A 25,608-nucleotide genomic window follows, 5' to 3' on the forward strand; every position below is an offset into this window, starting at 1 on the left:
GCGGCGGAACTGTCATACCAGCTCCTCCTCGCTGCCGCGGTACGCGAGGGCGCGGTAGCCGGGCTCGGTGGCGAGCAGGTCGCCGTGCGTGCCGGTGGCGGCGACCCGGCCGTCGACGAGGAAGACGACGCGGTCGGCGAGGTCGAGCAGCAGCGGCGAGGTGGCGATGAGCACGGTGGTGCGGTCGCGGCGGGTCTCGCGCAGCCGGGTGGCGATGACGGACTCGGTGTGCGCGTCGACCGCGGAGGTCGGCTCCACGAGGATCAGCACCTCGGGGTCGGCGAGCAGGGCGCGGGTGAGCCGCAGCCGCTGGCGCTGGCCGCCGGACAGGTCACGGCCCTGCGCCTCGATGTAGGACGCGAGGCCGTCGGGCAGGCCGGTCACGACGTCCTCGGCGACCGCGGTGTGGACGGCGGCGTGGATCTCGTGGTCGTCGTGGTCGGTCTCGGTGGCGACCGCGTGCCGCAGCGGGCCGGCGAACAGGTAGGCGTCGTTGTCGGCGACGAGGATGCGGCGGCGGACCTCGTCGACGGGCATGGTCGCGAGCGGCCGGCCGGCCCAGGTGGCGTCGGAGTCGACGTAGCGGCCGAGCCGGTCGGCGACGGCGAGCGCGTCGGCGGGCGACGCGGCGGCGACCGCGAGCAGCTCCCCCGGGCGGACGGTGAGCCCGGAGGCCGGGTCGTGGAGCTCGGCGGCCCGGGTCGGGCAGGGCGTGGCGGCGTGGTCGGCGACGGTGGGCCGCAGGGTCAGGACGCGGACGACGCGGCGGGCGGCGACGAGCCCGCGGTTGATGTCCTGGGCGCCTTCGATGAGGAAGTACACCGGCGTGGCGAGCATGGCGACGTAGCCGTAGACGGCGACCATCTCGCCGATGGTGATCTCTCCGGCGGCGGTCATCCGTGCCGCGAGCCAGGTGACGGCGGCGAGGAACAGGCTGGGCATGCCAACCGTGACGGCCTCGATCCAGCTGGACACCGCGCCGACCCGGTAGCCCTCGTCGCGCAGCGCGCCGGACTCGCGGCGGTAGCGCTCGGCGAATCGGTCCTTGCCGCCGATGCCGCACAGCACGCGCAGGCCCGCGACGATGTCGCCGGCGCGGGCGGCGAGCGCGCCCTGCTGCTCGCGGTAGGCGGTCTCGGTCTCCCGCATGCGGTTGAGCAGCGGGCCGAGTGAGAGCAGCAGGGCCGGGACGCCGAGCAGCACGACGAGGGCGAGCAGCGGCGAGATGCCGACGAGCAGCACGGCCACCGCGGCGTAGGCGACGACCGCGCCGACGCCGGGGCCGGTGGTGGTCATCGTGCGCATGATGCGGTCGAGGTCGGCGGCGCCGATGGAGACGACCTCGCCGGTGCTGACCCGGCGCGGCAGCTCGGCGCCGACGCGGACGGCGTGGCGGATCACGACCTCGACGGTGCGGAAGCCGGCGTCGAGCCGCACGAACGTCATCGTGCGGTGGCGCATGATCCCGATGACGGAGTTGACCATGCCGGTGAGCGCGATGAGGCCGGTCCACAGCCCGAGCCGGCCCATGTCGCGGGCCCGCAGCCCGTCGTCGACGGCGTGGGCGATGAGGTAGGGCGGCACGACGAGCACGAGCATCCACGTACTGCCGAACAGGACGCCGAGGCACACCCGGCCCGGTTGCTTTCTCACCAACCACAGCAGGTACCGCAGCGCGCTCTGAGTGTCCGGAACGCCGGGATCGGCGTGGGGAGCCTTGAGGCGCATGCTCTCCACCATATGGATCAGCGCCGGGACCGGTAATTCATTAACGGATCCGGCCGTTCGCGCGTAGCGACATCGAGCCGCGGTGCCGGTGGGCCACCGGACAGATAATCCGGATGGACGGGGGTACCTTGCTTGGGCGCGGACGGTGGCACGGACGCCGGACGTCCGGTTGGTTTCGCTGGGAACGACAACGAGCGCGCGGCCGCGACCGTGGCTCGCGTGAGAGTCTGGTGTGGATGGATACGGTGCGTTGCTCGGCTCTGGCCGAGGCGATCGGGGAGCCGCTGGCCGGGACCGCCGCGACGGCCCGGTCGTGGCTGTGCGTGGAGCAGACAGGCCCGTGGGGGCGCGACGCGCTCGCCACGAGCCATCTGGACTCCGGCGTCTCCCGTGACCTCGCGGCGCTCGCCGCCGGCACGGGCGTGCGGATCGTCCTGATCCGCCGGCCCGGCAGCCACCCCGACCGGCACCGCCCGGTCCCCCGGCACGTGTACCTCGCGCACACCGCGCCCGGCAACACGTGGCTGGAACGCACGATGGTCACCGACCCGAAGGCGCTGCTGGACCTCGACTTCACGCGTGCCGGTAACGGCGAGCCGGGCCTGCTCGGCGAGCGGGTCGCCGCTCCCCTGCTGCTGGTGTGCACCAACGGCCGCCGCGACGTGTGCTGCGCGCTGCGCGGCCGTCCGGTCGCGGCGGCGCTGGCCCGGCGGCACGGCGACGCGGTGTGGGAGAGCACGCACCTCGGCGGGCACCGCTTCGCGCCGACCGCGGTCCGCCTACCGACGGGCTACTCCTACGGCCGGCTCGACGTGGACTTCGCCGCGGGTTTGCTCGGCCGAGCAAGTGTGGTCACCGACAACTGCCGTGGCCGGTCGACGTGGCCGGCGGCCGGCCAGGTGGCCGAGCTCGCGGTGCGTGCGCGCACCGGCGAGCAGGACCCGGACGCGCTGCGAGTCGCGGCGGTCGAGGGCGAGGTGGTCACCGTCGACCACGTGGACGGCCGGCAGTGGCGGGTCACCGTCACCGAACGGGAGATCGGCCCGCCACGGCCGGCGAGCTGCACCAAGGCCCCTACCCCGGCGATCGCGCTCGAGGCTCTGGAGGTCCGGGCGAGCTAGCGCAGTCCGAGCGCCTCGTCGAGGTCGGCGAGCACGCGGGACTTCGGACGCGCGCCGACGAACGTGCGGACCGGCTCGCCGTCGCGGAAGAGGATCATCGTGGGCAGCGAGAGCACCTGGTAGGCGGTCCCGGTGCGCGGGTTCTCGTCGTAGTTGATCTTGCGGATGGCCAGGACGTCCGCGCGCTCCTCCGCGATCTCGGCGAGCACGGGTTCGATCATCTTGCACGGCGGGCACCACGTGGCCCAGAAGTCGACCAGGACGGGCTTGCCGCTGCGCAGCACCTCCTCGGCGAACGTCTCGTCGGTGACGGCGGCCAGGCTGGACGTGGTGGTCACGGAAGCTCCTTGCTCGGGTAGGCAACTGTGCACGGGTCGGCGACGAAACCCGGCCCGTCGTCGTGCCGGGCGAGCGCGTCGGCGAGCTTGCCGTGCAGTTCGGCGCGAATGGCACCGAGCCGCTCCAGGCAGGCGTCGACCTCGGCCAGCTTGCGCCGGTACACCTCGATCGAGTCGCCGCAGGCGTCGCCCGTCGAGTGCCCGGCACGCAGGCACTCGACGAACGGCCGGGTGTCGTCGAGGGTCAGGCCGATGTCCTGCAGCGTCCGGATCTCGGCGACCAGGCGCAGGTCGTCCTCGCCGTACTCGCGATAGCCGTTCGCCGAGCGCTGTGCCGTGAGCAGTCCCTGGGACTCGTAGAACCGCAGCGCGCGGGTGGTGGTGCCGGCGCGGCGGGCGAGCTCACCGATTCGCATACACCCGAGCGTAAACATTGACGCGCGCGTCAAGGCAAACCTCGTGCGCGGGGCGACCGTCGAACACGGTGAGCGGGCGCCGGCGGCAGCGGTCAGCCGGTCCAGAACGGGCGGACCTCGACCATGCCGAGCCTGGCCATCGGGTGCTTGGCGGCGACCTCGACCGCCTCGTCGAGGTTCGCGCACTCGACGATGTCGAAGCCGCCCATTTGTTCCTTGGTCTCGGCGAACGGACCGTCGGTCACGAGCGTCTCGTCACCGCGCACGCGCACGGTCGTCGCGTCGCTCGCCGCCCGGACGCGGTTGCCGGTCAGCCGGATCCCGCGGCGGGTCATCTCGTCAACCCACGGCCGGGCGTCGAGCTCCGCCGGGTCGTAATCGTCCGGGTCGAAGTGGCCTTCGGTGCAGATCAGCAGCAGGTACTTCATGGTTCCTCCGCTTCCTCGTCTACACCTACCCGACGAACGGCGACCACGCGTATCTACCGGTACGAAAAATCGGCGCCCCCGCGAACACGGGGCGCCGATCGTGGTGTCGCTCAGTACCGGGGCGGGTCCTCGTCCGACAGTTCGGTCGACTCCGACCCACCCGACCGGCCCGGACCGGCCGGCCGCGGCGGGGCCGGCGGCCGGGTCGGCGGAGGCGTCGACGTGTCGGGCGCGGGTGCCGGTGGAGTGACCGAAGGTGGCACGGACGGCGGACCCGGCGGCACCGACGGTGGCACCGTGGGCGGAGCCGGGGTCGGCGGTACGTCGGGCGTGGCCGACGGCGCGATGGCCGGCCGCACCGGCGAGGCCGACGGCGCGAACGGGCTCGGCACCTCCTGGCGTGCGACCGCCTCGGCCTCGCGCACCGCCTCGGCGACCTTCGGGTCGCTCGCGGTGTCGAACCAGCTCTTGATCTCGTCCTCGTCCTCGTCCTTGTACGCGGGTGGCTCGTAGGCGGGTGGCTCGTAGCGGAACACGCCGTCGTCACCAGGCGCGCCCAGCGCCTTGGCGAAGCCCTCGAGGGCCTTGCCGAAGTCGTTGGGCAGCATCCACACCTTGTTCGCGTCGCCCTGCGCCATCTGCGGGAGCGTCTGCAGGTACTGGTAGGCCAGCACCTCCGGGGTCGGCTTGCCGGCCTTGATCGCGTCGAACACCTTCTCGATGGCCTTCGCCTGGCCCTGCGCCTGCAGGTACCGGGCCGCACGCTCACCCTGGGCGCGCAGGATCCGGGACTGCCGCTCCCCCTCGGAGGCGAGGATCGCGGCCTGCTTCGCGCCCTCGGCGGACAGGATCTGGCTCTGCTTCTGCCCCTCGGCGGTCTTGATGGCCGCCTCCCTGGTGCCCTCCGCGGTGAGGATCATGGCGCGCTTCTCGCGGTCCGCGCGCATCTGCTTCTCCATGGAGTCCTGAATGGACGGTGGCGGGTCGATGGCCTTCAGCTCGACGCGGGCGACCCGGATGCCCCACCGGCCGGTCGCCTCGTCGAGCACGCCGCGCAGCTGCCCGTTGATCGAGTCGCGGGAGGTCAGGGTCTCCTCCAGGCTCATGCCACCGACCACGTTGCGCAGCGTGGTGGTGGTCAGCTGCTCGACGCCCACGATGTAGTCGGAGATCTCGTACACCGCGTCGCGCGGGTTGGTCACCTGGAAGTACACGACGGTGTCGATCGACACGGTCAGGTTGTCCTGGGTGATCACCGGCTGCGGCGGGAACGAGACCACCTGCTCGCGGCGGTCGATGCGAGCCCGTACCCGGTCGAGGAACGGCACGAGGAAGTTCAGGCCGGGCTCGGCCACCGAACGGAACCTGCCCAGCCGCTCGATCACCGCGGACTGCGCCTGCGGGATCACCAGGATCGACTTCACCACGATCGTGACGACGAACAGCACCACGATCACGACGATGATGAGGATGGTCAACGTGCCTCCACTCCGGCTCGGGTCGGCGCCTCCTGGTCGGCGCGCTGGAAGTAGATCACAAGATCGTCCCGAACCTGCTCATGCGAGCGCCGCGTCCACCGAGAAGATGGCCGCGATCACCTGAATGCCGTCTCACTCGCGCGATCACTCGCCTTCCGAGAGCACGACGGCGGTGGCGCCCGAGATCTCCACGATCGTCACCTCGGCGCCGGGCGAGATCTCCTTCTTGTCGTCGAACGCACGGGCCGACCAGAGGTCGCCGTCGAGCCGTACCTGGCCGCCGTGCTGGTTGACCGTCGAGACCGCGACGGCCTTGCGGCCGATCAGCGCGTCCGCGTTGGTGTGCACGAGGTCGCCGTGCAGCCTGCGCTTGAGCCATGGTCTGGCGAAGGTGACGAGCCCGATGGACACGACGGCGAAGACCACCGCGGCGATGATCGTGTTCCCGAAGATCCAGTCGGCGGCCGCAGCGAACAGCGCGCCGACGCCGACCATCAGCAGGAAGAAGTCTCCGGACAGGACCTCGGCGGCGATCAGCGCGATGCCCCCGATGAGCCATAGCAGCGCGGCCATGCCCCAATGATCTCAGAGTCCGGGCCTTACGGTCACTACTCCTCACCGGTCGTGACGAAGTCGATGAGCCGCTCGACGGCGCCGATGAGGGGTGTCTCCAGGTCTTTGTAGCTGCGCACGCGGGAGAGCACGCGGCGCCAGCCGTCGGCCGGATCGCCCCAGCCCAGCGCCTCGCACACGCCTTCCTTCCACGGCAGTCCGCGCGGCACGACCGGCCACGCGGCGATGCCGACGGCCGCCGGCCGGACCGCCTGCCAGATGTCCACGTACGGGTGACCCGTGACGAGCACGTGCGGGTCGCGCACGCCGTCGACGATGCGGGACTCCTTGCTGCCGGCGACGAGGTGGTCGACGAGCACGCCGAGCCGGCGGCCCGGCCCGGTGCCGAACTCCGCGACACGGCCGGGCAGGTCGTCGACGCCGTGCAGCGGCTCGACCACGACGCCCTCGACGCGCAGGTCGTGTCCCCACACCCGCTCGACGAGCTCGGCGTCGTGGATGCCCTCGACCCACAGCCTGCTGTCCCGCGCGGTGCGTGCCTGGTGGCCCTCGACGCGGACCGAGCCGGACGCGGAGACCGCCGTCTTCCGCGCCGGGGCGGGCGCGGGCCGGGTGAGGGTGACGGGCTTGCCGTCGACGAGGAACCCTGCCGGGGTGAGCGGGAACAGCCGGTGCCGGCCGTGCCGGTCCTCGAGGACGACGTGACCGTGCTCGAAGCGGGTGACCGCGCCGCAGAAGCCGCTCGCCGGGTCCTCCACGACGAGGCCTAGTTCGGCCACCACCTCGGGCACCGCCCGCCGGTTCGGCTTGCGGGCGAGGACGTCGTGGCCGTACCGGTCGAAGCTCACGGCCGCGACCCTACTGATCTTTCGCGGGAAACTTCGGCACGCGCCCGTCGGAGTGTCGGTCTCCCGGACGACTATGTCGGTGTGAGCACCCCAGGGGTGGCGCCCGATCCGGCACTCGGGTTGCTGGAGCTGTACGACGAGGCGTTGCCGCACGTCTACGGCTACCTGCTGGCCCGCTGCGGGGACGTGCCGCTCGCCGAGGACCTCACCGCCGAGGCGTTCCTCGCCGCCGTGCACGCGGTACGCAAGCCGGACGCGGCCGAGCCGTCCGTCGCGTGGCTGATCGGCGTCGCCCGGCACAAGCTCGCCGACCACTGGCGCCGCGTCGAGCGCGAGCAGCGCGGCATGCGGCTGCTGGACGGCGAGCTGGACACGGTCGAGGACCCGTGGGACGTCGCGGTGGACAAGATCCGCGCCCGCCAGGTCCTCGACGAGCTCGGCCCGCACCACCGGGCCGCGCTCACCCTGCGCTACCTCGACGGGCTGCCGGTCCCCGAGGTTGCCCGTCACCTCGACCGCACCGTGCACGCCACCGAGGCGCTGCTGGTGCGTGCCCGCGGCGCGTTCCGCCGCCGCTACGCCGGAGAGGAGGGCTCGTCATGACCGATCCGTTCGACGTGCTGCGCGAGCCCGTCACGCCGGCCGACCCCGACCCGGCCTTCGCCGCGCGGCTGCGGGAGCGGCTGACCCGCGCCGTGTTCGACCAGACAGGAGCAGACATGACTTCCCAGCTCACCCCGTCCGTCCAGCGCCAGGCGGCCTGGCCCGCGGCCCTCACCCCGTACATCGTCGTCGCCGACGCCCGCCGCGCGCTCGACTGGTATGTCGAGGTGCTCGGCGCCGAGCCGCGCGGCGAGATGTGGGTCAACGACGACAACACGGTCGGGCACGCCGAGGTCGGCATCGGCGACGGCGTGCTGATGTTCTCCGAGCGGTCCGAGCTGTGGCCCGACGTGCCCGTGCGCGCGCCGGACTCCCCGACCGAGTTCAGCCACACGCTGCACCTGCAGGTCGCCGACGTGGACGCGACGACCGAGCTGGCCCGCGCGCGCGGGGCGACCGTGGAACGCGAGCCGGCCGACCAGCCGTACGGGCGCGGCTCGGTGATCGTCGACCCGTTCGGTCACCGCTGGATCCTGCTGCGCCCGCCGGCCTGGGCCACCCGGTTCCGCCAGGGCGACGTCGCCCGCGTGACGATGATCGCCGAGGACTCCGACCGCGCGCGGGCGTTCTACGAGGCCGTCCTGCAGGTGCCGTTCACGCCGGGCAGCCAGCCGGGCGCGTGGCGGTCGGACGACACGACCCCGCCGATGGGCGTGTGGTCGCCCGAGGACGTCGAGCCGCAGATCCAGCTCTGCTACCGGGTCGACGACCTCGACGCCGCGCTCGACCGGGTGCGGGCCGCGGGCGGGATCGCCGGCACCGCCGAGCGGCGGCCGTACGGGCTGAAGGCGGAGTGCGAGGACGACCAGGGCGTGCGGTTCGAGCTCTGGCAGCCCGCGAACTGAACCGGCACCGGCACCGCGGCGCGGCCGCAGAGGCCGAGGGGCATCGCGGCCGGGCCCGTCCCGCCCGGGGTGGGGGTCGCGGGACGGGCCCGGCCCGTGCGCACGGCGACGTCACGAGGACGACGCGGCCGCCCGGCCGAACAACCCGGCCAGGACGTGGACCTGCTCGACGAGCTCAGGTGGCGAGAGCACCTCGAACTCGAAGCCGATCTGGGCGACGTAGACGGGGAACTCGGCCAGCGACGGGCCGCCGACGTGCAGCAGGCAGCTGCGCTCGTCGACGGCCTCCACCAGGCCGGCCGCCGGCGGGACCCGCTCGGCGGCGACCTCGGCGGGCGCGTGCAGGCGGATCGTGGCCTGATAGCGGTAGGGCGAGCTGGAGATCGCGCGGGAGATGTAGCCGGCGACGTCCTCGTCGGGTGGGTCGCGGGGCGGGAACCGCGGGCCGGGCGAGGGCGTGCCGGCGATCCGGTCCACCCGGAACGTGCGCCACCCGGCCGGCTCGCGGTCCCACGCGAGCAGGTACCAGCGGCGGCCCGTGCACGCGAGGCGTACCGGCTCGACCAGCCGCCTGCTCTGCGTCCCGTCCGCGCGGACGTAGCGCAGCCGCAGCGACTCGCGGTCGCGGCACGCGCCGGCCAGCACCGCCAGCAGACCCGGGTCGACGGTCGGGCCGCGGGCGGCGAGCGACACGGTCGCCGATCCCAGCGCGGCCACCCGGCGGCGCAGGCGCGAGGGCAGCACCTGCTCGAGCTTCGCGAGCGCGCGGACCGACGTCTCCTCGATGCCGGCCACCGTGCCGTTCGCCGCGGTGCGCAGGCCGACGGCGACCGCGACGGCCTCGTCGTCGTCCAGCAGCAGCGGGGGCATCGCCGCGCCGGCCTCGAGCCGGTAGCCGCCCGCGGCGCCGGGCGTCGCGGTGACCGGGTAGCCGAGGTCGCGCAGCCGGTCGACGTCGCGGCGCACGGTCCGCAGCGTGACGCCGAGCCGGTCGGCGAGCTCGCCGCCGGTCCAGTCGCGGTGAGCCTGCAGCAACGACAGCAGCTTCAGCAGCCGTCCGGAGGTCTCCCACACGTCTCGAATTCTCGCACGCATTGGTGACAACATCTGTCACCAATGGTCCGTAGCGTCGGGAGCATGACGAACACCGACATCCGCCCTTTCCGCGTCGACGTCCCGCAGTCCGAACTGGACGACCTGAACCGCCGCCTCGCCGCCACCCGCTGGCCCGACCAGCTGCCCGGCACCGAGTGGACCCGCGGCGTCCCGCTCGGGTACCTGCGCGAGCTGGCCGAGCACTGGCGCACGAGCTACGACTGGCGCGTCCACGAGAAGCAGCTGAACGACCTGCCGCAGTACGTCACCGAGATCGACGGCGCGACCGTCCACTTCGTCCACGTCCGCTCGCCGGAGCCAGGTGCGCTGCCGCTGGTCCTCACCCACGGCTGGCCCGGCTCGGTCGTCGAGTTCCTCGACGTGCTCGGCCCGCTGACCGACCCTGTCGCGCACGGCGGCGACGCCGCGGACGCCTTCCACGTGGTGATCCCGTCCCTGCCCGGCTTCGGCTTCTCCGGTCCGACCCGCGACGCCGGCTGGGACACCCGGCGGATCGCCCGCGCGTTGGCGGAGCTGATGGCGCGGCTGGGCTACGAGCGATACGGCGCCCAGGGCGGCGACTTCGGCGCGCTGGTCTCCCCCGACCTCGGCCGGGTCGACGGCGAACACGTGGTCGGCGTCCACGTCAACGCCGCGACCGTCGGGTTCATCCCGTTCGGCGGCGTCGACGAGGACACGCTGACCGACGTCGAGAAGGCGCGCTGGGCCCGCCAGCAGAAGTTCCAGCACGAGGGCAACGGCTACTTCCAGGTGCAGGCCACCCGCCCGCAGACGATCGCGTACTCGCTCACCGACTCGCCCGTGGGCCAGCTCGCCTGGATCGTGGAGAAGTTCAAGGAGTGGACCCACCCGGCCACGGACCTGCCCGAGGCATCGGTCGACCGGGACCGGATGCTCACCAACGTGATGCTGTACTGGCTGACCGGCACGGCCGGGTCGGCCGCTCGGCTGTACTACGAGAACATGCACGTCGGCGAGTGGCCCTACCGCACCGAGGTGCCGACCGGGGTCGCCGCGTTCGCCGAAGACATCCCGATCCGCCGGTACGCCGAGGAGACCAACACGATCACGCACTGGACCGACTTCGACACCGGCGGCCACTTCGCCGCCATGGAGGCGCCCGGCCTGCTGGTCGGCGACGTGCGAGAGTTCTTCCGCGGGCTGCGCTGAGGAGGGTTGCGGTGGAGGTCCTGAGCCTGCGGGCGATCAACCGGGCGACGCTCGCCCGCCAGCTGCTGATCGAGCGGGACGCGCGGTCGGCCGAGGCGGCGATCGAGCACCTGGTCGGCCTGCAGGCGCAGGCGCCGTTCCCGCCCTACACCGGGCTCTGGACCCGGCTCGCCGGCTTCCGTGCGGACGAGCTCGCGGACGCGCTCCTCGAGCGGCGCGTGGTGCGGGTCGTGCTCATGCGCGGCACCGTCCACCTGGTCACCGCCGCGGACGCGTGCTTCCTGCGCCCGCTGGTCCAGGTGATCATGGACCGGGACCTGCGGACGAACGCGCTGCACGCCCGCCACCTCACCGACCTCGACGTCGGCGAGGTCGCGGACGCGGCCCGGTCCGTCCTCGATGGCGAGGCGCTGACCGGGAAGGAGCTCGGCGACGCGCTCGCCGCGCGGTGGCCGGACGTGCCGCCCGGTTCGCTCGCCCACGCCGCGCGCGGGTTGCTGGCGTTGGTGCAGGTGCCGCCGCGGGCGGTGTGGGGCCGCTCGGGCCAGACGCGGTACCGCACCGCCGAGCACTGGCTGGGCCGGTCCCTCGACACCGCGCCGGACCCCGCCCGGCTCGTGCTGCGCTACCTGGGCGCGTTCGGCCCCGCGTCGATCGCCGACATCCAGACCTGGGCCGGCCTGACCCGCCTGCGCGAGGTGGTCGACCCGCTCCGGCCCCGGCTGAGGGTGTTCGCCGACCCGTCCGGTCGCGAGCTGTTCGACCTGCCCGACGCACCCCGCCCGCCGGAGGACCTGCCGGTGCCGGTGCGGTTCCTGCCGGAGTTCGACAACCTCCTGCTGTCCCACGCGGACCGGTCGCGGGTGATGAGCGAGGAGTTCCGCAAGCGGCTGTTCGGGGTGCGGAACGGCGTCTTCCCGGGCACGTTCCTGGTGGACGGGTTCCTGCGCGGCGAATGGCGCGTCACGAAGGAGCGGAAGTCGGCGACGCTGACGATCACGCCGTGGGCCAAGGTGTCCAAGAAGGACACCGCCGCGCTGGTGCGCGAGGGCCGGCGGATGCTGGAGTTCGCCGCCGCGGGCGCGGAGACCCGGGACGTGGTCCTGGGTCAGAACGCGGGCCAGGGAATGGCGCGGTAGTCCGCGTCCGGGGTCGGGAACTCCGCCTTGTGCTGGAACTGCTCGGTGCGTCTTTTCAACGAGCGGATCTCCGCTCTCGTCAGGTGCTCGCCGAGGTCGGCGGCCAGGGAGTCGTCCAGCGCCTCGCGCAGCGTCGCGAGCATCTCCAGCACGTCCCCGGGCAGCGGCTCGCCCACCCAGCCCCACAGCACGGTTCGCAGCTTGTGCTCGGTGTGCAGGCAGATGCCGTGGTCGACGCCGTAGACGTTGCCGTCCGTGCCGTGCAGGACGTGGCCGCCCTTGCGGTCCGCGTTGTTGAGCACCACGTCCAGCGCCGCCATCAGCCGCACGCTCGGGTGGTCGGAGTGCGCGAGCACCGCCGGATCGCCGAACCGGTCATGGGCGCGCAGCACCCGCCGCCAGCCGTTCGGCACGTCGTCGGGAGCCAGCACGTCGACGAGGTCGTCGCCTTCCTTCGTGTCCACCCAGAGCTGAACCATGCCCGGGCCGAACGGGCCCGCACGCAGCACGGTCGGTGGGATCAGGTGCAGGCCCGCGGCCTCGGACACCAGGTACGCGCCCACCTCGCGGCCGGCCAGCGTCCCGTCCGGGAAGTCCCACAGCGCCCGCTCGCCCGACACCGGCTTGTACACGCAGTGCGCGACCGCGTCCCCGCCGCTGATCTCGCAGAACAGCGTCGCGTTGGACGCGTCCACGAGGCGGCCCTCGACCTCGATTCGACCCCGGGTGAGCAGCTCGGCGACGGCCGGATCGGTCGGGAACAAGCTCAGTCCGTCTCGTCCTCGTCGGTGCGCCGGTACCCGTTCTGCCGCGGGCACACGTGCCCGGCCGGGTCCAGCGGCTCACCGCATAGTGGGCACGGCTTGCGTCCCGCGTTGATCACCCGGTCCGCGCGCTCGGCGAACGCCCGCGCCTCGGCCGGTGTCAGGAACACCCGCACCGCGTCCGGGCCCTCCTCGGTGTCGTCGAGCACCACCGACTCGTCGACCTCGCCCTCGGTGATCGCGAGCAGCTCGATCACGACCGCGCGCGTCTCGGAGTCCCAGCCGAGGCCCATGGTGCCGACCCGGAACTCCTCCTCGACCGGCACCCGGAGCGGGTCCGCGTCGACGAGATCGTCCGGCGTCTCGTCGGGCAGGTCGGCCCCGAACCGCCGGTGGACCTCCTCGAGCAGCGAGCCGATACGTTCGGCGAGCACCGCCACCTGCTGCTTCTCCAGCGTCACGCTGATGGTCCGGGCACTCTCGGAGGCCTGCAGGTAGAACGTGCGGTCGCCGGGCTGCCCGACTGTGCCGGCGACGAACCGATCGGGCTGGCGGAAGACGTGAATGACACGAGCCATGGCACCTCCGACACTACGGCAAACGACACGGTCGAGCAGGCCTGTTCCCCCGCCGCCGCCCGCACCAAGCTGGATCTTCGGCAACGTTATCGAAGGCCGTCCGGCGGGGCTGACCGGTTAGGGTTGCGCGCGTGGTGAAGATCGCACAGTACGGTGCCTGGGAGTCCCCGCTCACGGCCGATCTCGTGGCCGCCTCCGACGCCCAGCCCAAGTGGGTTGACCTGCACGACGGACGCGTCTGGTGGGCCGAGACGAGGCCGACCGAGGGCGGGCGCGTCGCGCTGCTGCGCGAGGGTGACGGCGGTGCACCCGTCGAGGTCCTGCCCGCGCCGTGGAATGTCCGCAACCGCGTGCACGAGTACGGCGGCCGCCCATGGACCGTGCTCGACGGGCGACTGCTCGTGTTCACCGAGTGGTCCGACCAGCGCCTCTACGTCCTCGACAGCAACGGCGACGGCGAGCCGCGGCCGATCACGCCGGAACCGGAGCGCCACCACGGCCTGCGCTACGCCGACCTCTCCCCCGGTCCCGACGGCGCATCCGTGCTGTGCGTCCGCGAGCGGGTCACCGGCGACGGGCCCACCGACATCGAGCACGACCTGGTCCAGGTCCCGGTCGGCGGCGGCGAGGTCCGCGTGCTCGGCGCGAGCCACCACTTCATGTCCGGGCCGCGGTGCAGCCCCGACGGCACCAAGATCGCCTGGATCGGCTGGGACCACCCCCGAATGCCGTGGGACGGCGCCGAACTGTGCGTCGCCACGCTCGGCGAGCCCGGCCACCGCGTGCTCGCCGGCGGCGAGCGGGAGAGCGTCTGCCAGGTCGAGTGGGAGTCGCCCGACACGCTGCTCGCGCTCACCGACCCCGACGGCTGGTGGAACCTGCACCGCATCGGGCTCGACGGCACCAGCCGCAACCTCCTGCCGTGCGCGGAGGAACTCGGCGGGGCATTGTGGACACCCGGGATGCGCTGGTTCGCCACGCTCGGCGGTGGCCGGCACGCGGTCCTGCGTTCCTCCGCGCACCTCGCCGTCCTCGACGAGCACACCGGCGACCTGACCGATGTGGACGCCGGCTTCACGTCATGGACGGCCGACGTGAAGGTGCACGAGGGCAAGGTGGTCACCGCGGCCGGCGGGCCGCACGCCGCGCTCGCCGTCGTCTCCGTCGACCTCGCCACCGGTGCGGCGACGTCGGTGGCGGCCGCGGCGCCCCCGCCGGTCGACACCGCGTACCTGCCCGAACCGCAGGAGCGCCGGTTCACCAGCCCGGACGGGCGCACGATCCCCGCGATCGTCTACCCGCCGCGCAACCCGGACTTCGCCGGGCCGGACGGCGCCGCGCCGCCGCTGCTCGTCCACGCCCACGGTGGCCCGACGGGCAAGGTCCGCTCCAGCCTCGACCTCGACGCCGCCTTCTTCACCAGCCGCGGCTTCGCCTACGTCTCGGTGAACTACGGCGGCTCGTCCGGCTACGGCCGCCCGTTCCGCGAGTCGCTCAACGGCCAGTGGGGCGTGGTCGACGTCGACGACTGCGCCACCGTCGCCGCCGCCCTGGCCGCCGAGGGCTCCGCCGACCCCGAGCGGCTCGCCATCCGCGGCGGCAGCGCCGGCGGCTGGACCTCCGCCGTGTCGATGACCACAGTGGACACCTACCGGTGCGCCACCATCATGTACCCGATCCTGGACATGCTCGCGTTCGTCGGCGAGACGCACGACTTCGAGTCCCGCTACCTCGACACGCTCGTCGGCACGCTGCCCGAACACCGCGACCGCTACTTCGACCGCTCGCCGATCAACCACATGGACTCCCTCGCCGGCCCGGTGCTGCTGCTGCAGGGCCTCGACGACCCGGTGTGCCTGCCCGCGCAGGCCGACCGGTTCGTCGCGGCGTTGGACGGCAGCGGCCTGCCGCACGCGTACCTGACCTTCGAGGGCGAGCAGCACGGGTTCCGCCGCGCGGAGACCATGGTCGCCGCGCTGCGCGGCGAGCTGTCCTTCTACGGCCAGGTGTTCGGCTTCGACACCCCGGGCGTGCCGAAGCTGGAGCTGCGTACATGACCCGTACCCGCCCCCGGCGGCTCGAGCCGGGTGACATGGTCGCGATCGTCGCGCCATCCGGCCCGCCCCCGCCCGAGCTCGTCGACTCCAGCGTCGCCGTGCTGCAGGACTGGGGGCTGCGGGTGCGGGTCGGCAAGCACGTCCTCGACCGCCACCCCGACCTGCCCTACCTCGCCGGCCAGGACGCGCACCGCGCCGCGGACCTGCAGGACGCGTGGTGCGACCCGGACATCGCAGCGGTGATCAGCGCGCGCGGCGGGTACGGCGCCATGCGCATGGCCGACCTGCTCGACTGGGACGCGATGGCGCAGGCGGGCCCGAAGGTGTTCACCGGCTCCAGCGACATCACCGCGCTGCACGCCGCGATCGGCGAGCGGCTCGACGTCGTCACGGTGTTCTCCGCCATCACCGCCGGCCCGTCGTTCGACCAGACCGCCCAGAAGTACCTGCGCGCAACGCTCTTCGAGCCGGAGTCGATGCTCGAGCTCACCGGCCCGGCCGTCGCCACGATGAACCACGGCTCGGCGACCGGCCTGCTCGTCGGCGGCAACCTCAGCCTGCTCTCCTCGTGCGTCGGCGCGGCCGGGCCCGCGCCGGACGGCTCGATCGTGCTGCTCGAGGACGTCAACGAGGAGCCCTACCAGCTCGACCGGATGCTCACCCAGTTGCTGCGCGCCGGCTGGTTCACCGGCGTCGCCGGCATCGCGCTCGGCTCGTGGTCCGGGTGCGGCGAACCGTCCGATGTGTACGCCGTGATGGCGGATCTCCTGGGCGGGCTGGGCATCCCGATGGTGTGGGAGCTCGGGTTCGGTCACGTCCCCGCACAGCTCACGATCCCGCTCGGCGTCGAGGCAACGCTCGACGCGGACGCCGGCACGCTGACCCTCGCCGAGCCGGCGCTGCGTTAGACGAGCGCGCGCGGGCGATGGGCCGCCACCGCGGCTCGCATCGCGTCGCCGGCACCCGCGACGACCGGTTCGCCGTGACCGAAGCACGCGATCTCCACGGCCAGCTCGGCGAGCCGCCGGAAGCTCGCGAGCTGCTGGTCCTCGTCCTGGTTGAACACGCCCAGCATGACCTCCCCCGCGGGCGTCGTGCCGATCGTGTCGCCGGTGAACAGCACCCGGTGCGCGGGCAGGTACACCGCCACGCTGCCCGGCGTGTGGCCCGGGATTCCGAGGATCCGCGCGCCGCCGCCGAAGTCCAGCTCGTCACCGTCGTGGAGCTCGATGTCCACCGGACACGGCGGCGTCGGCGGCAGGCCCAGCGCGCTGATCGTCTCCCAGAGGTGCGCGTCGAACTCGGTGAGCACCGGATCCGGCCGCACCGCGGTGCCGCGGACGAACGCGGCGTCGGCCTCGTGCACGTGGACCGGCGCGCGGTGCCAGTCGCGCACCTCGGCCGCCGAGCCGGCATGGTCCTCGTGCCCGTGCGTGATCACGATCCGGCGGATGGCCGACGTCCCGAGCCCCAGGCTCGCGACCGCCTCGGCGATCTCCGGGCCGGAGCCCGCGACGCCGGTGTCGACCAACGTCAGCTCGTCACCGTCCCGCCACAGGTACAGCTGGCCGAACTCCACGCGCACCAGGTACAGCGACGGCCGCAGCTCGATGATCTCCATGCGCCCCACGCTAGGCACGCCCGCACGGGCCGGCCCGCTTTTTCGCTGTGGGCGCATACGATCTCGGGATGGACGTGATGCGCCGCCGCAGCCTGCTCACCGCCGGACTCGTCACCGGCGCCGCGCTGGCCGGCTGCACCGCCGCCGAGCCCGTTCGCACCGCTGCCCCACTCGACCCGGCCGACTGGGACTCCGTGCGTGCCCAGTTCCCGCTCGACCCGGCCTTGGTCCACCTCGCCGCATTCGTGCTCGCCGCGCACCCCAAGCCCGTCCGCGACGCGATCGACCGGCACCGCGCCGGGCTCGACCGCGACACCGAGCACTACGTCCAGCAGCACGGCGACGGCGAGGACCTGGTCCGCAAGGCGGCTGCCCACTACCTCGACACCGACCCGGGCAGCATCGCGCTCACCGACAGCACCACGATGGGACTCGGGATCCTCTACTCGGGGCTGAAGCTCCGCCGTGGCCAGGAGATCCTGACGACCGAGCACGACTTCTACGCCACCACCGAGGCGGTGCGCCTGGCCGCCGAGCGATCCGGGGCCACCGTGCGCCGCATCGCGCTCTACGACGAGCCGTCCGCCGCCGGCGAGGCAGAGATCGTCGATCGCATCCGCGCCGCCATCCGGCCGCGGACCAGGGTCGTGGCGGTCACGTGGGTGCACTCGGGCACGGGCGTACGGCTGCCGATCCCGGCGATCGGCGAGGTGGTCGCCGAGGCCAACGCGGGGCGCGCGGCCGCCGACCGCGCGCTGCTGTGCGTGGACGGGGTGCACGGCTTCGGCGCGGTGGACACCGACATCGGCGACCTGCGCTGCGACTTCCTCGCCAGCGGCACGCACAAGTGGCTGTTCGGCCCGCGCGGCACCGGGCTGCTCTGGGGCCGCGACTGGGCCGCGCTCGCCGCGCTGATCCCGACGTTCTCCGGCGCAGACGACCCGGGGTCGGCGTTCACCCCCGGCGGCTACCACTCCTTCGAGCACCGCTGGGCCGTGCGCGAGGCGTTCGAGTTCCACGAGCGGATCGGCCGCGACCGGATCGCCGCCCGCATCACCGAGCAGGCCACCCAGCTCAAGGAGGGCCTCGCGAAGATCGACGGTGTCCGGCTGATCACGCCGGTCTCCCCCGACCTGTCCGCGGGCATCGTCTGTTGTGAACTGTCCACTATGGATGCCGTCGCGGCGACCGTGCGGTTGCGCGGCGAGCACAAGATCTCCGCGAGCGTGACGCCCTACGCCCAGCGGTACCTGCGCTTCGGCCCGAGCATCGTGACCACCCCGGAACAGATCGGCAGGACGATCAAAGCGGTCGCGGCGATCGTCTAGCGCGCCGCACCTCGCTGCCCGGTAAACCACGGCGACGCCGATCGGGCCACGACCCGGGCGAGCAGCGGGTGGCTCACGGCCACAGCAGCTCCCGCTCGAGGTCCGGCGCCGCGAACTCCAGCAGCCGCAACGCCTCCGCCTCGACGTCGTCCCGGTCGGCGGCCGGCAGGCGCTCGAACAGCTCCACCGAGATCGTCAGCCGCGTGCGCGCCCACCGCAGCCGCCACGCGCCGCGCACGGTGCCGTCGACCAGGACCGTCGGCCAGGTCGCCGAGCCCTCGCAGATCCGCTTGCGGTACTCGTCCGGCAGCACCCGGGTGCGGTCGACGTAGGCGAGGATCAGGTTGTCGAACTCCGGCAGGAACCGGACCGGCGCTGGCGTGTCCGGGTCGGGATACGTCATGTCGGGCAGGTCCAGCAGGTCGCCGTCGAGCCGCACCAGGTCCGGCAGTTCCGCCACCACCTCGCCGAGCCCCGGCACGCCCGACCACGCCTGCACGTCCCGCACCGTCGCCGGGCCGAACCCCGCCAGGTACCGGCGCACCAGCTGCGTCGGGTCCGGCGCGGCGAGCGGCCGGCCCAGCCACTCGGCCGCCAGGGCGAACGGCGTCGCCCCACCCCGGCGCCACGTCCCGTTCGGCGGCGGGTGCACCACCGGGACGAGACACTGCACCGACCACGCGAGCGCGTCCGGCGGTACGCCCGGCCAGCGCGGCGCCAGCAGGTCGCGCAGCTGCGGGCGGGTCAGCGTCCGGCCGGCCAGCAGCGCCTCCCCCGCGGCCGCCAGCTCGGCCAGGTCCACGCCCTCGGTCACCCGCCCGAACGCGGCCTGCCGCCCCCGCGCGAGCGTCGCCGCCACGAGCGGGCGCAGCCACAGGTAGTCAGCGGCCGCCAGCAGGTGCTGGGTCCCGCGCAGCGTCGACGACCGCACGACCGACCGGTCCTCCAGCAGCCCCGTCAGGTCGCCGAGCGCGAACCCGTCGAGCCGCGACCACAGGCCGAGGTAGGGCGCGTTGGACTCCTGCGCCTGCACGGCCACCAGCCGCCCGAAGGCGTCCAGGGTGGACACGCCGGACCGGCGGAGCAGCAGCTGCCGGTCCAGCGTCGTCCGGTTGAGGCGGCGAAGCTCAGCGGTGCGCACGGAAGAAGCCTCGCAGGTCTCCGGCGAGCAGGTCCGGCGCCTCCATGGCCGGGAAGTGCCCGCCCCGATCGTGCTCGGTCCAGCTCGTGACCGCGCCGTCCGGGTCGAGCATCGAGCGGACCGAGTGGTCGGCGGCGAACACGGACACGCCGAGCGGCACGCCGCCCGCGTTCAACGGCGCGGCCCCGGTCTCGCCGACGAACGCCTTGAACGCCTGCATGCCCTCGTAGCCGAACTGCGCCGACGACGCGCCCGAGCCGGTGAACCAGTACACGCTGACGTTGGTCAGCAGCCGGTCGACGTCCACCGCGTCCTGTGGCAGCGGTTTGGCCGGGTCCGTCCACGCCGCGAACTTCTCCGCGATCCACGCCAGCTGCCCGGCCGGCGAGTCGTTGAGCGCGAACGCCAGCGTGGACGGCCGGGTCGCCTGCAGGTGCAGGTAGCCGAGCCCCTCCTCCTGGAACGTGTTGAACCGCTCCGCCCGCGCCTTGTCCACATCGGACAGGCCGCCGGTCGGCAGCGGCGGACCGAACGGGACCGGCCCGGGCCCGGTGATGTGCGCAGCCACGACCCGGCCCGGCGCGACCATCGGCAGCATGCCGGTCACGCCGGCTCCGATGTCACCGCCGTGCGCCCCGAACCGCTCGTACCCGAGCTCGCCCATCACCGCGGCGAACGCGCTCGCGACACGGAACAGGTTGCCCCAGCCCGGCTCGCGCATCGGTGTGGAGAAGCCGAACCCGGGCAGCGACGGGAACACGAGGTGGAACTCGTCGGTCAGCAGCGGCACGAGGTCGAGCAGCTCGACGAACGAGCTCGGCCAGCCGTGGGTGACGAGCAGCGGCAGCGCGTCCGGGTTCGCCGAGCGCACGTGCACGAAGTGCAGGCGCTGACCGTCCACTGTAGTCGTGTACTGCGGGAACGTGTTGAGCCAGGCCTCCTGGGAGCGCCAGTCGTGGCCGGTGCGCCAGTAGCCGGCGAGGTCGCGGAGGTAGCCGACCGGCACGCCGCGTTCCCAGCCGACGCCGGACATGTCGGTCGGCCACCGGGTGGCGGCGAGGCGGGCGTCGAGGTCGTCGAGGTCGGCCTGCGGGATGTCGATGCGGAAGTTCTCGATGTCCATGTGCCGAGGTTAGGAGCTATCGCGGAAGGGTTCGTTCCGCGATTGGTGGCAGAATGTCACCCATGTTGGACACCTCGGCGCGGCTTCTGCGCCTGCTCTCGCTGCTGCAGGCGCGGCGCGACTGGACCGGCCCGGCGCTGGCAGAGCGGCTCAGCGTCTCCACCCGGACCGTGCGCAACGACGTCGAGCGGCTGCGCAACCTCGGCTACCCCGTGCACGCCACCCCGGGCGTGGCCGGCGGGTACCGGCTCGGCGCCGGCGCGCAGCTGCCGCCGCTGCTGCTCGACGACGAGGAGGCCGTCGCCGTCGCGGTCGGGCTGCGCACCGCTGCCGGCGGCACGGTCACCGGCATCGAGGAGACCTCGGTTCGCGCGCTCACCAAGCTCGAGCAGGTCCTGCCCGCGCGGCTGCGGCACCGGGTCAACGCCCTGCACACCGCGACGGTCCCGGTGCCCGGCGGTGGACCGACCGTCGCCGCCGAGGTGCTGACCACGCTCGCCGCCGTGTGCCGCGACCACGAGCGGCTGCGCTTCGACTACACCACCCACGACGGCCACGAGATCGTGCGGCACGTGGAGCCGCACCGGCTCGCGCACGCACGCGGCCGCTGGTACCTCGTCGCCTACGACGTCGACCGGGCCGACTGGCGCACCTTCCGCGTCGACCGGCTGCGCCCGAAGGTCCCGACGGGCCCGCGGTTCGCGCCGCGCGAGCCGCCCGGAGGCGACCTCGCCGCGTACGTGGCGGCGAAGCTCGGCACCGCGATGTGGCGGTTCCGGGCCACCGTCCGCGTGTTCGCCCCACCCGACGAGCTCGCGAAGCGGCTGCCGCCGGGCATCGAGCTGCTCGAGACGGCCGCCTCGTCGTGCGTGGTCGCGGTCGGCTCGGACACGCCGCAGATGCTGGCCGTCTACATCGGACTCCTGGACGCCGACTTCGAGGTGACCGGGCCACCGGAGCTCCTCGAGCAGTTCGGGATCCTTGCCGGGCGGTACGCCCGGGCGGCGAGAATCGGGTCATGACCGAACCGAGCCCGCGCACGCGGATCCTCGCCGAGTGCGCCCGGCAGGGCCGGCCCGCGGTGGTCGCCGGCTGCGTGCGCCTGCTGTCGGGCGGCGACGCCGACGACGCGTTCATCCGCGTGCTCGCCGGCCGGACCGCGCCGTGGTGGTTCGCGAACCGCGAGGACGAGGAGCTGCGGTACTGGCCGCGGGTGTGGGGCGCGCGAGGGCTGTTGTGGGCGTGGGAGGACAGCGCGCTGCCGGCGTTGCGCGGCGCGCTGCGCGATCCGGCGTGGCGGGTCCGCGAGATGGCCGCGAAGGTCGTCGCCCGCAACCTGGTGGGTGACGCCCTCGACGACGTGGCGTCCCTGCGCGAGGACCCCGTCCGCCGGGTGCGCGTCGCCGCCGGCCGCGCGGTGGCCACCCTCACCGCGAAGGGCGCGTGAGCTCCCAGATCACGTCGATGCCGACCTCGCCGCCGAACGCGGGCTCCCGCGGCGGCGTGCGCCGGGCGATCTCCGTGAACCCCAGCCGCCGCGGCACGCCGGCGCTCGCCGCGTTCGCCGCGTCGTGCCAGATCTGCACGCGGGCGACCCAGGGCAGCGCGAACGCCTCCTCGACGAGCAGGCCGGCCGCCGTCGTCGCGTAGCCGTGGCCGGTGTGCGCGGGGTGCAGCCAGTAGCCGATCTCCAGCGCGTCCGGCACCTCGTTGCGTTCCATCCCGGCGGTGCCGACCGGCGCGCCGGCCACGAAGATCCCGTACGAGTAGACCTCGCCGGCGGCGCGGTTCTCCGCGCTCCGGACGATGAAGGCGGCCGCGTCCTCGCGGGTGTACTCGTCGTCCGCCCACGACATCCACGGGCGCAGCGACTCCTGCGCCTCCGCCACCAGCCGGTGCAGCACGTCGACCTCGCCGGAGTCCCACGGACGCAACGTGACGTGCCCGCGCGACAGCGGCATCGGACGGCCGTTCAGGCGACCGGGCGAGCCGACCAGTGCAACGGATCCGGGCGGACCAGCGACACCGCGGCCAGCACCGACGCGGCGACCGCGAGCGCGATCCAGGCCCAGTTGTACATCATCTGCTGACCGTCGGCGGAGTACGGCGCCACCATGAACACCGACACCCCGACGAACACGGCCAGCTGGCGCGGCTTCCACGGCAGCCCGACCGCGAGCACCAGGCCCCACATCAGGTACCACGGCAGCAGCGTCGGCGACAGCAGCGCCACCGCGAACAGCGCGTACGCCGCCTTCCGCACCACGTCCGGGCCCTCGGCGGCGCGGGAGCGCCACCACAGCCGGACGAGGACGAGCACCAGGATGGCCTGGCCGACGAGCCTGGTGACCGTGATGACCACGGTCTCCGGCACCTGCACGGCGATGCCGATGATCGCGTGGACCAGCTCGCCCGCCGCGGTCGGCGCGCCCAGCCAGTTCACCAGCTTCGAGGACGCGTCGATGTGGTGGATCCAGCCCACGTTGACGCCGGCGGCCAGCGACACGGCCGCGAGCACCACAGCGAACACCACCACGGCGCACGCGCACGCCCGGGCGAAGTTGCGCCAGCGCGTCGACGACAGGTGCCCGGCCCACACCCACACGAGGAACGGCACGGCCACGAGCGCGCTCGCCTTGGTCGCGACCGCCAGCGTCACCAGCGCGAACCCGGCCACGTGCTTGCGGTCGAGCAACAGCAGCGTGCCGGCCGCCAGGAACCCGACCATCAGCAGGTCGTTGTGCGGCCCGCCCACCAGGTGCACCACCATCAGCGGCCCGGCGAACAGCGCCCACGCCGCCACCGGCAGCCGCCCGCCCAGGTGGCGCACCAGCCCCGGCAGCGCCCACAGCAGCAGGGCGAGGCCCGGCAGCAGCAGCACACGCATCAGCAGCGAGCCGACCAGGATGTTCGTCCCGGTCAGCCACACGGCGAACTTGGCGAGCAGGATGAACACCGGCCCGTACGGCGACGGCTGGTCGAGCCAGAACGGGTGCACGTTCTCCAGGAGCTCCGGCGAGGTCAGGATGCCCGGTCCGGCGGAGAACGGGTCGATGCCCGCCAGCGCCACCGCGCCCTGCGCCAGGTAGGAGTACACGTCGCTGGTGAACATCGCGGGCGCGAGCAGCATCGGGGCGATCCAGCACGCGGCCGCGATCAGCACCGGGCGGGTGCCGACCCGGCCGGCGAGCACCTGGCGGCCCAGCCGGATCCACGCCCAGATCAGCAGCACGTAGCCCGCGTAGACGACGATCGTGCAGAGCATCTTGCCGTGCCCGTAGCGCATCCACGAGAACACGCCGTCGGACATGATCGGGTCGTTCACGACGCCCGCGGCGGCGCCCAGGCCGCCGATCAGCATCAGCAGCGAGCCGATCGTCCCGAGGACGATCGTGCGTCTCGGAACGATGGTCTCGACCGTCGCGGGCGCCTCGGTAGCGGGCACGGTCTCGGCTCCCCCGGGAGCGGTCTCGGTGTCAGCGCTCAACGCGTCATCCCTACCGGCGTGAGTGGTTCGTCGTCCGGCCCGAACAGGTTCAGGGGGTCCGGCCGGAGCAGGGACACCCCGGCGAGCACCGACACGCCCGCGGCGAGTGCGATGAACAGCCAGTTGTAGAGGAGGTCGTCGCCCGCCGGCGTGTAGGTCAGCACGAGGAACACCGCCAGCGTCACCTGCACGGCGAGCTGACGGCGCTTCCAGGGCAGCGCGGCGGCGAGCATGAACCCCCAAGTCAGGTACCAGGGCAAGGTGGCCGGCGACAGGATCGCCACGGCCAGCAGCGCGATCGCGGCCCGCTTGACCGCGTCCGGGCCGCCGTCGCGGGCGCGCCACCACTGTTTGAACAGGATAACCGCCAGCAGGATGCCGCCGATGACGCGGAGTCCGTTGACGAAGTAGACCTTCGGCAGGTCGATCACCAGGCCGACGATGCGGTGGATGAACTCGCCGATCCCGGTGGGCAGCGACAGCCAGTTCACGATCGCGGTCGGCGCATCGAGCGCGGCGATCCAGCCGAGGTCCACTCCGGACACGAAGGTCGCCGCGGCGAACGTGACGACGAAGATCCCGATGGAGCAGGCGCACGCGCGCGCGAAGTTGCGCCAGCGGGTCGACGAGAGGTGCCCGGCCCACACCCACACGAGGAAGGGCAGGGCGATCGCGGCGGTCGCCTTCACCGCGACGGCGAGCGTCAGCAGCACCATGCCCAGGACGTGCCGCCGGTCCAGCATCAGCGCGGTCCCCGCCGCGAGGAAACCGACCATCAGCAGGTCGTTGTGCGGCCCGCCGATCAGGTGCACGACCGTCATCGGCCCGGCGATCGCGAGCCACAGCGCCACCGGCAGGCGCCCGCCCAGGTGGCGCACCAGCCGCGGCATGGCCCACAGCAGCAGGCCCACGCCGGTCACCAGGCCGAGCCGCATCAGCAGCACGCCGGCGATCATGTTCGTGCCGGTGATCGAGATGACGCCCTTGGCGAGCAGGATGAAGAGCGGCCCGTACGGCGCCGGGGTGCTCTGCCAGAACGAGTCGACGTTGTCCACCACCGGGTCGACGTCGAGGTTGCCGGGGCCGACCGTGAACGGGTCGAACCCGTGCAGCGGCAGGGTTCCGTAGGCGATGTAGAGGTACGCGTCGCGGCTGAACACCGGCGGCGAGAACAGCATCGGCACGATCCAGCACGCCGCCGCGACGAGCACCGGCCGGGACCCGACGCGACCGGCCAGCACGTGCCGGCCGAGCCGCACCCACGCCCACACCACCAGCAGGAACCCGGTGTACAGGACAAGCGTGGCGGCCATCCGCCCGTGGCCGTACCGGATCCACGACACCGCGCTGCGGCCGAGTAGCGGGTCCGACGCCAGGATCGCGCCCGCGCCGAGCGCGCTGACCAGGATCAGGACGCTGCCGGCCGTCCCGAGTGCGATCGTGCGCACCGGCATTGGGTGCGTGCGCACGGTGGGGTGCGCGTCGGTCGCGTCAACGGTGGTCACAGGAGGCGCCTTGGTGGTGGTGAACATGGCGGTCTGAGATTACACAGGGGCGCTGGTCTGTTTGCCGCAACGGCCCATTTGGGCGCACCCGGCGTGCCGGCCGCGACACCCCGGGTAATGATCATCCCGGGGAAGAGCCTA

General features: G+C 73.1%; 26 protein-coding genes. 10 read left to right on the forward strand and 16 right to left on the reverse strand.

All coding sequences use genetic code 11. The annotated features are described in order from the left end of the window. Nucleotides 1–12 precede the first annotated feature (12 nt). Nucleotides 13–1,728, reverse strand: a complete 1,716-nt coding sequence (locus tag VH969_RS05180; RefSeq protein ID WP_331971176.1) for an ABC transporter transmembrane domain-containing protein — start codon at nucleotides 1,726–1,728, stop codon at nucleotides 13–15. A 236-nt stretch (nucleotides 1,729–1,964) separates the two neighbouring features. Here VH969_RS05180 and VH969_RS05185 point away from each other — a divergent pair, with 236 nt between their 5' ends. Then, nucleotides 1,965–2,849 (forward strand): ferredoxin family protein, encoded by an 885-nt coding sequence (locus VH969_RS05185; RefSeq protein WP_331971178.1) that lies wholly within the window; start codon nucleotides 1,965–1,967, stop codon nucleotides 2,847–2,849. Here the strand turns inward: VH969_RS05185 and trxA are convergent. The 6 genes from trxA to VH969_RS05215 all read right to left on the reverse strand — a co-directional run bounded on the left by trxA (nucleotide 2,846) and on the right by VH969_RS05215 (nucleotide 6,930). Continuing rightward, the gene (gene trxA / locus VH969_RS05190; protein WP_331971181.1) at nucleotides 2,846–3,187 is read right to left on the reverse strand and encodes a thioredoxin; all 342 of its coding nucleotides are present in this window, start codon (nucleotides 3,185–3,187) and stop codon (nucleotides 2,846–2,848) included. The two genes, VH969_RS05185 and trxA, sit on opposite strands and share 4 nt — an antisense overlap. Next, nucleotides 3,184–3,603, reverse strand: a complete 420-nt coding sequence (locus VH969_RS05195; protein ID WP_331971183.1) for a MerR family transcriptional regulator — start codon at nucleotides 3,601–3,603, stop codon at nucleotides 3,184–3,186. Before VH969_RS05195 ends, trxA begins: the two co-directional genes overlap by 4 nt. Before the next feature lie 92 nt (nucleotides 3,604–3,695). Further along, nucleotides 3,696–4,031, reverse strand: a complete 336-nt coding sequence (locus VH969_RS05200; protein ID WP_331971185.1) for a YciI family protein — start codon at nucleotides 4,029–4,031, stop codon at nucleotides 3,696–3,698. A 110-nt stretch (nucleotides 4,032–4,141) separates the two neighbouring features. After that, nucleotides 4,142–5,509, reverse strand: a complete 1,368-nt coding sequence (locus tag VH969_RS05205; RefSeq protein WP_331971187.1) for an SPFH domain-containing protein — start codon at nucleotides 5,507–5,509, stop codon at nucleotides 4,142–4,144. Between the two features lie 144 nt (nucleotides 5,510–5,653). Next, the gene (locus VH969_RS05210) at nucleotides 5,654–6,082 is read right to left on the reverse strand and encodes an NfeD family protein (RefSeq protein WP_331971189.1); all 429 of its coding nucleotides are present in this window, start codon (nucleotides 6,080–6,082) and stop codon (nucleotides 5,654–5,656) included. A gap of 35 nt (nucleotides 6,083–6,117) precedes the next feature. Beyond that, complete coding sequence (locus VH969_RS05215) at nucleotides 6,118–6,930, reverse strand: DUF3097 domain-containing protein (RefSeq protein WP_331971191.1); 813 nt, start codon at nucleotides 6,928–6,930, stop codon at nucleotides 6,118–6,120. Nucleotides 6,931–7,011: 81 nt separating this feature from the next. On the opposite strand from VH969_RS05215, the gene VH969_RS05220 reads away from it, so the two are divergent. After that, nucleotides 7,012–7,533, forward strand: coding sequence for an RNA polymerase sigma factor (locus VH969_RS05220; protein ID WP_331971193.1), 522 nt, complete (start codon nucleotides 7,012–7,014; stop codon nucleotides 7,531–7,533). Then, nucleotides 7,530–8,438: a VOC family protein gene (locus VH969_RS05225; protein WP_331971196.1), complete on the forward strand. Its 909-nt coding sequence runs from the start codon at nucleotides 7,530–7,532 to the stop codon at nucleotides 8,436–8,438. Before VH969_RS05220 ends, VH969_RS05225 begins: the two co-directional genes overlap by 4 nt. A gap of 111 nt (nucleotides 8,439–8,549) precedes the next feature. On the opposite strand, the gene VH969_RS05230 is transcribed toward VH969_RS05225, so the two are convergent. Next, nucleotides 8,550–9,512, reverse strand: a complete 963-nt coding sequence (locus VH969_RS05230; protein ID WP_331971198.1) for a helix-turn-helix transcriptional regulator — start codon at nucleotides 9,510–9,512, stop codon at nucleotides 8,550–8,552. A 63-nt stretch (nucleotides 9,513–9,575) separates the two neighbouring features. Here VH969_RS05230 and VH969_RS05235 point away from each other — a divergent pair, with 63 nt between their 5' ends. Continuing rightward, entirely contained in the window at nucleotides 9,576–10,724 is a 1,149-nt protein-coding gene (locus tag VH969_RS05235) for an epoxide hydrolase family protein (protein ID WP_331971200.1), read from the forward strand. A gap of 11 nt (nucleotides 10,725–10,735) precedes the next feature. After that, nucleotides 10,736–11,863, forward strand: coding sequence for a winged helix DNA-binding domain-containing protein (locus VH969_RS05240; protein WP_331971202.1), 1,128 nt, complete (start codon nucleotides 10,736–10,738; stop codon nucleotides 11,861–11,863). Here the strand turns inward: VH969_RS05240 and VH969_RS05245 are convergent. Together VH969_RS05245 and VH969_RS05250 are read right to left on the reverse strand one after the other, a co-directional pair. After that, entirely contained in the window at nucleotides 11,833–12,633 is an 801-nt protein-coding gene (locus VH969_RS05245) for an Rv2133c family protein (RefSeq protein ID WP_331971293.1), read from the reverse strand. The genes VH969_RS05240 and VH969_RS05245 overlap by 31 nt on opposite strands. After that, on the reverse strand, nucleotides 12,630–13,205 hold the full coding sequence (locus VH969_RS05250) for an Rv2134c family protein (RefSeq protein WP_331971205.1): 576 nt from the start codon (nucleotides 13,203–13,205) through the stop codon (nucleotides 12,630–12,632). The genes VH969_RS05245 and VH969_RS05250 overlap by 4 nt, the downstream gene beginning before the upstream one ends. A 131-nt stretch (nucleotides 13,206–13,336) precedes the next feature. On the opposite strand from VH969_RS05250, the gene VH969_RS05255 reads away from it, so the two are divergent. Together VH969_RS05255 and VH969_RS05260 are read left to right on the forward strand one after the other, a co-directional pair. Further along, on the forward strand, nucleotides 13,337–15,262 hold the full coding sequence (locus tag VH969_RS05255; RefSeq protein ID WP_331971207.1) for a dipeptidyl-peptidase 5: 1,926 nt from the start codon (nucleotides 13,337–13,339) through the stop codon (nucleotides 15,260–15,262). Then, nucleotides 15,259–16,170, forward strand: a complete 912-nt coding sequence (locus VH969_RS05260; protein WP_331971209.1) for a S66 peptidase family protein — start codon at nucleotides 15,259–15,261, stop codon at nucleotides 16,168–16,170. The genes VH969_RS05255 and VH969_RS05260 overlap by 4 nt, the downstream gene beginning before the upstream one ends. On the opposite strand, the gene VH969_RS05265 is transcribed toward VH969_RS05260, so the two are convergent. Beyond that, the gene (locus tag VH969_RS05265) at nucleotides 16,167–16,883 is read right to left on the reverse strand and encodes an MBL fold metallo-hydrolase (protein WP_331971211.1); all 717 of its coding nucleotides are present in this window, start codon (nucleotides 16,881–16,883) and stop codon (nucleotides 16,167–16,169) included. The genes VH969_RS05260 and VH969_RS05265 overlap by 4 nt on opposite strands. Before the next feature lie 68 nt (nucleotides 16,884–16,951). On the opposite strand from VH969_RS05265, the gene VH969_RS05270 reads away from it, so the two are divergent. Then, nucleotides 16,952–18,211 carry an aminotransferase class V-fold PLP-dependent enzyme gene (locus tag VH969_RS05270; protein WP_331971213.1) on the forward strand — a complete coding sequence of 420 codons (1,260 nt, stop codon included), beginning with the start codon at nucleotides 16,952–16,954 and terminating at the stop codon, nucleotides 18,209–18,211. A gap of 73 nt (nucleotides 18,212–18,284) precedes the next feature. Here the strand turns inward: VH969_RS05270 and VH969_RS05275 are convergent, their stop codons facing one another. Beyond that, nucleotides 18,285–19,352, reverse strand: coding sequence for a winged helix DNA-binding domain-containing protein (locus VH969_RS05275; RefSeq protein ID WP_331971215.1), 1,068 nt, complete (start codon nucleotides 19,350–19,352; stop codon nucleotides 18,285–18,287). Beyond that, a complete protein-coding gene (locus VH969_RS05280; protein WP_331971218.1) occupies nucleotides 19,339–20,475 on the reverse strand; it encodes an epoxide hydrolase family protein in 1,137 nt (378 codons plus the stop codon). The genes VH969_RS05275 and VH969_RS05280 overlap by 14 nt, the downstream gene beginning before the upstream one ends. 62 nt (nucleotides 20,476–20,537) lie before the next feature. Here VH969_RS05280 and VH969_RS05285 point away from each other — a divergent pair, with 62 nt between their 5' ends. Together VH969_RS05285 and VH969_RS05290 are read left to right on the forward strand one after the other, a co-directional pair. After that, entirely contained in the window at nucleotides 20,538–21,497 is a 960-nt protein-coding gene (locus tag VH969_RS05285; RefSeq protein WP_331971220.1) for a helix-turn-helix transcriptional regulator, read from the forward strand. After that, a complete protein-coding gene (locus VH969_RS05290) occupies nucleotides 21,494–21,922 on the forward strand; it encodes a HEAT repeat domain-containing protein (protein WP_331971223.1) in 429 nt (142 codons plus the stop codon). The genes VH969_RS05285 and VH969_RS05290 overlap by 4 nt, the downstream gene beginning before the upstream one ends. On the opposite strand, the gene VH969_RS05295 is transcribed toward VH969_RS05290, so the two are convergent. Genes VH969_RS05295 through mptB (VH969_RS05305) form a run of 3 tightly spaced genes read right to left on the reverse strand, consistent with a single transcriptional unit; the run spans nucleotide 21,903 to nucleotide 25,467 of the window. After that, nucleotides 21,903–22,436: a GNAT family N-acetyltransferase gene (locus VH969_RS05295; protein WP_331971226.1), complete on the reverse strand. Its 534-nt coding sequence runs from the start codon at nucleotides 22,434–22,436 to the stop codon at nucleotides 21,903–21,905. The genes VH969_RS05290 and VH969_RS05295 overlap by 20 nt on opposite strands. A gap of 11 nt (nucleotides 22,437–22,447) precedes the next feature. After that, nucleotides 22,448–23,962 (reverse strand): polyprenol phosphomannose-dependent alpha 1,6 mannosyltransferase MptB, encoded by a 1,515-nt coding sequence (gene mptB, locus VH969_RS05300; RefSeq protein WP_331971229.1) that lies wholly within the window; start codon nucleotides 23,960–23,962, stop codon nucleotides 22,448–22,450. Then, complete coding sequence (mptB, locus tag VH969_RS05305; RefSeq protein WP_331971232.1) at nucleotides 23,959–25,467, reverse strand: polyprenol phosphomannose-dependent alpha 1,6 mannosyltransferase MptB; 1,509 nt, start codon at nucleotides 25,465–25,467, stop codon at nucleotides 23,959–23,961. The genes mptB (VH969_RS05300) and mptB (VH969_RS05305) overlap by 4 nt, the downstream gene beginning before the upstream one ends. Nucleotides 25,468–25,608: the final 141 nt, after the last annotated feature.

Source organism: Actinophytocola sp. (assembly GCF_036555685.1).
Taxonomy (GTDB): domain Bacteria; phylum Actinomycetota; class Actinomycetes; order Mycobacteriales; family Pseudonocardiaceae; genus Actinophytocola.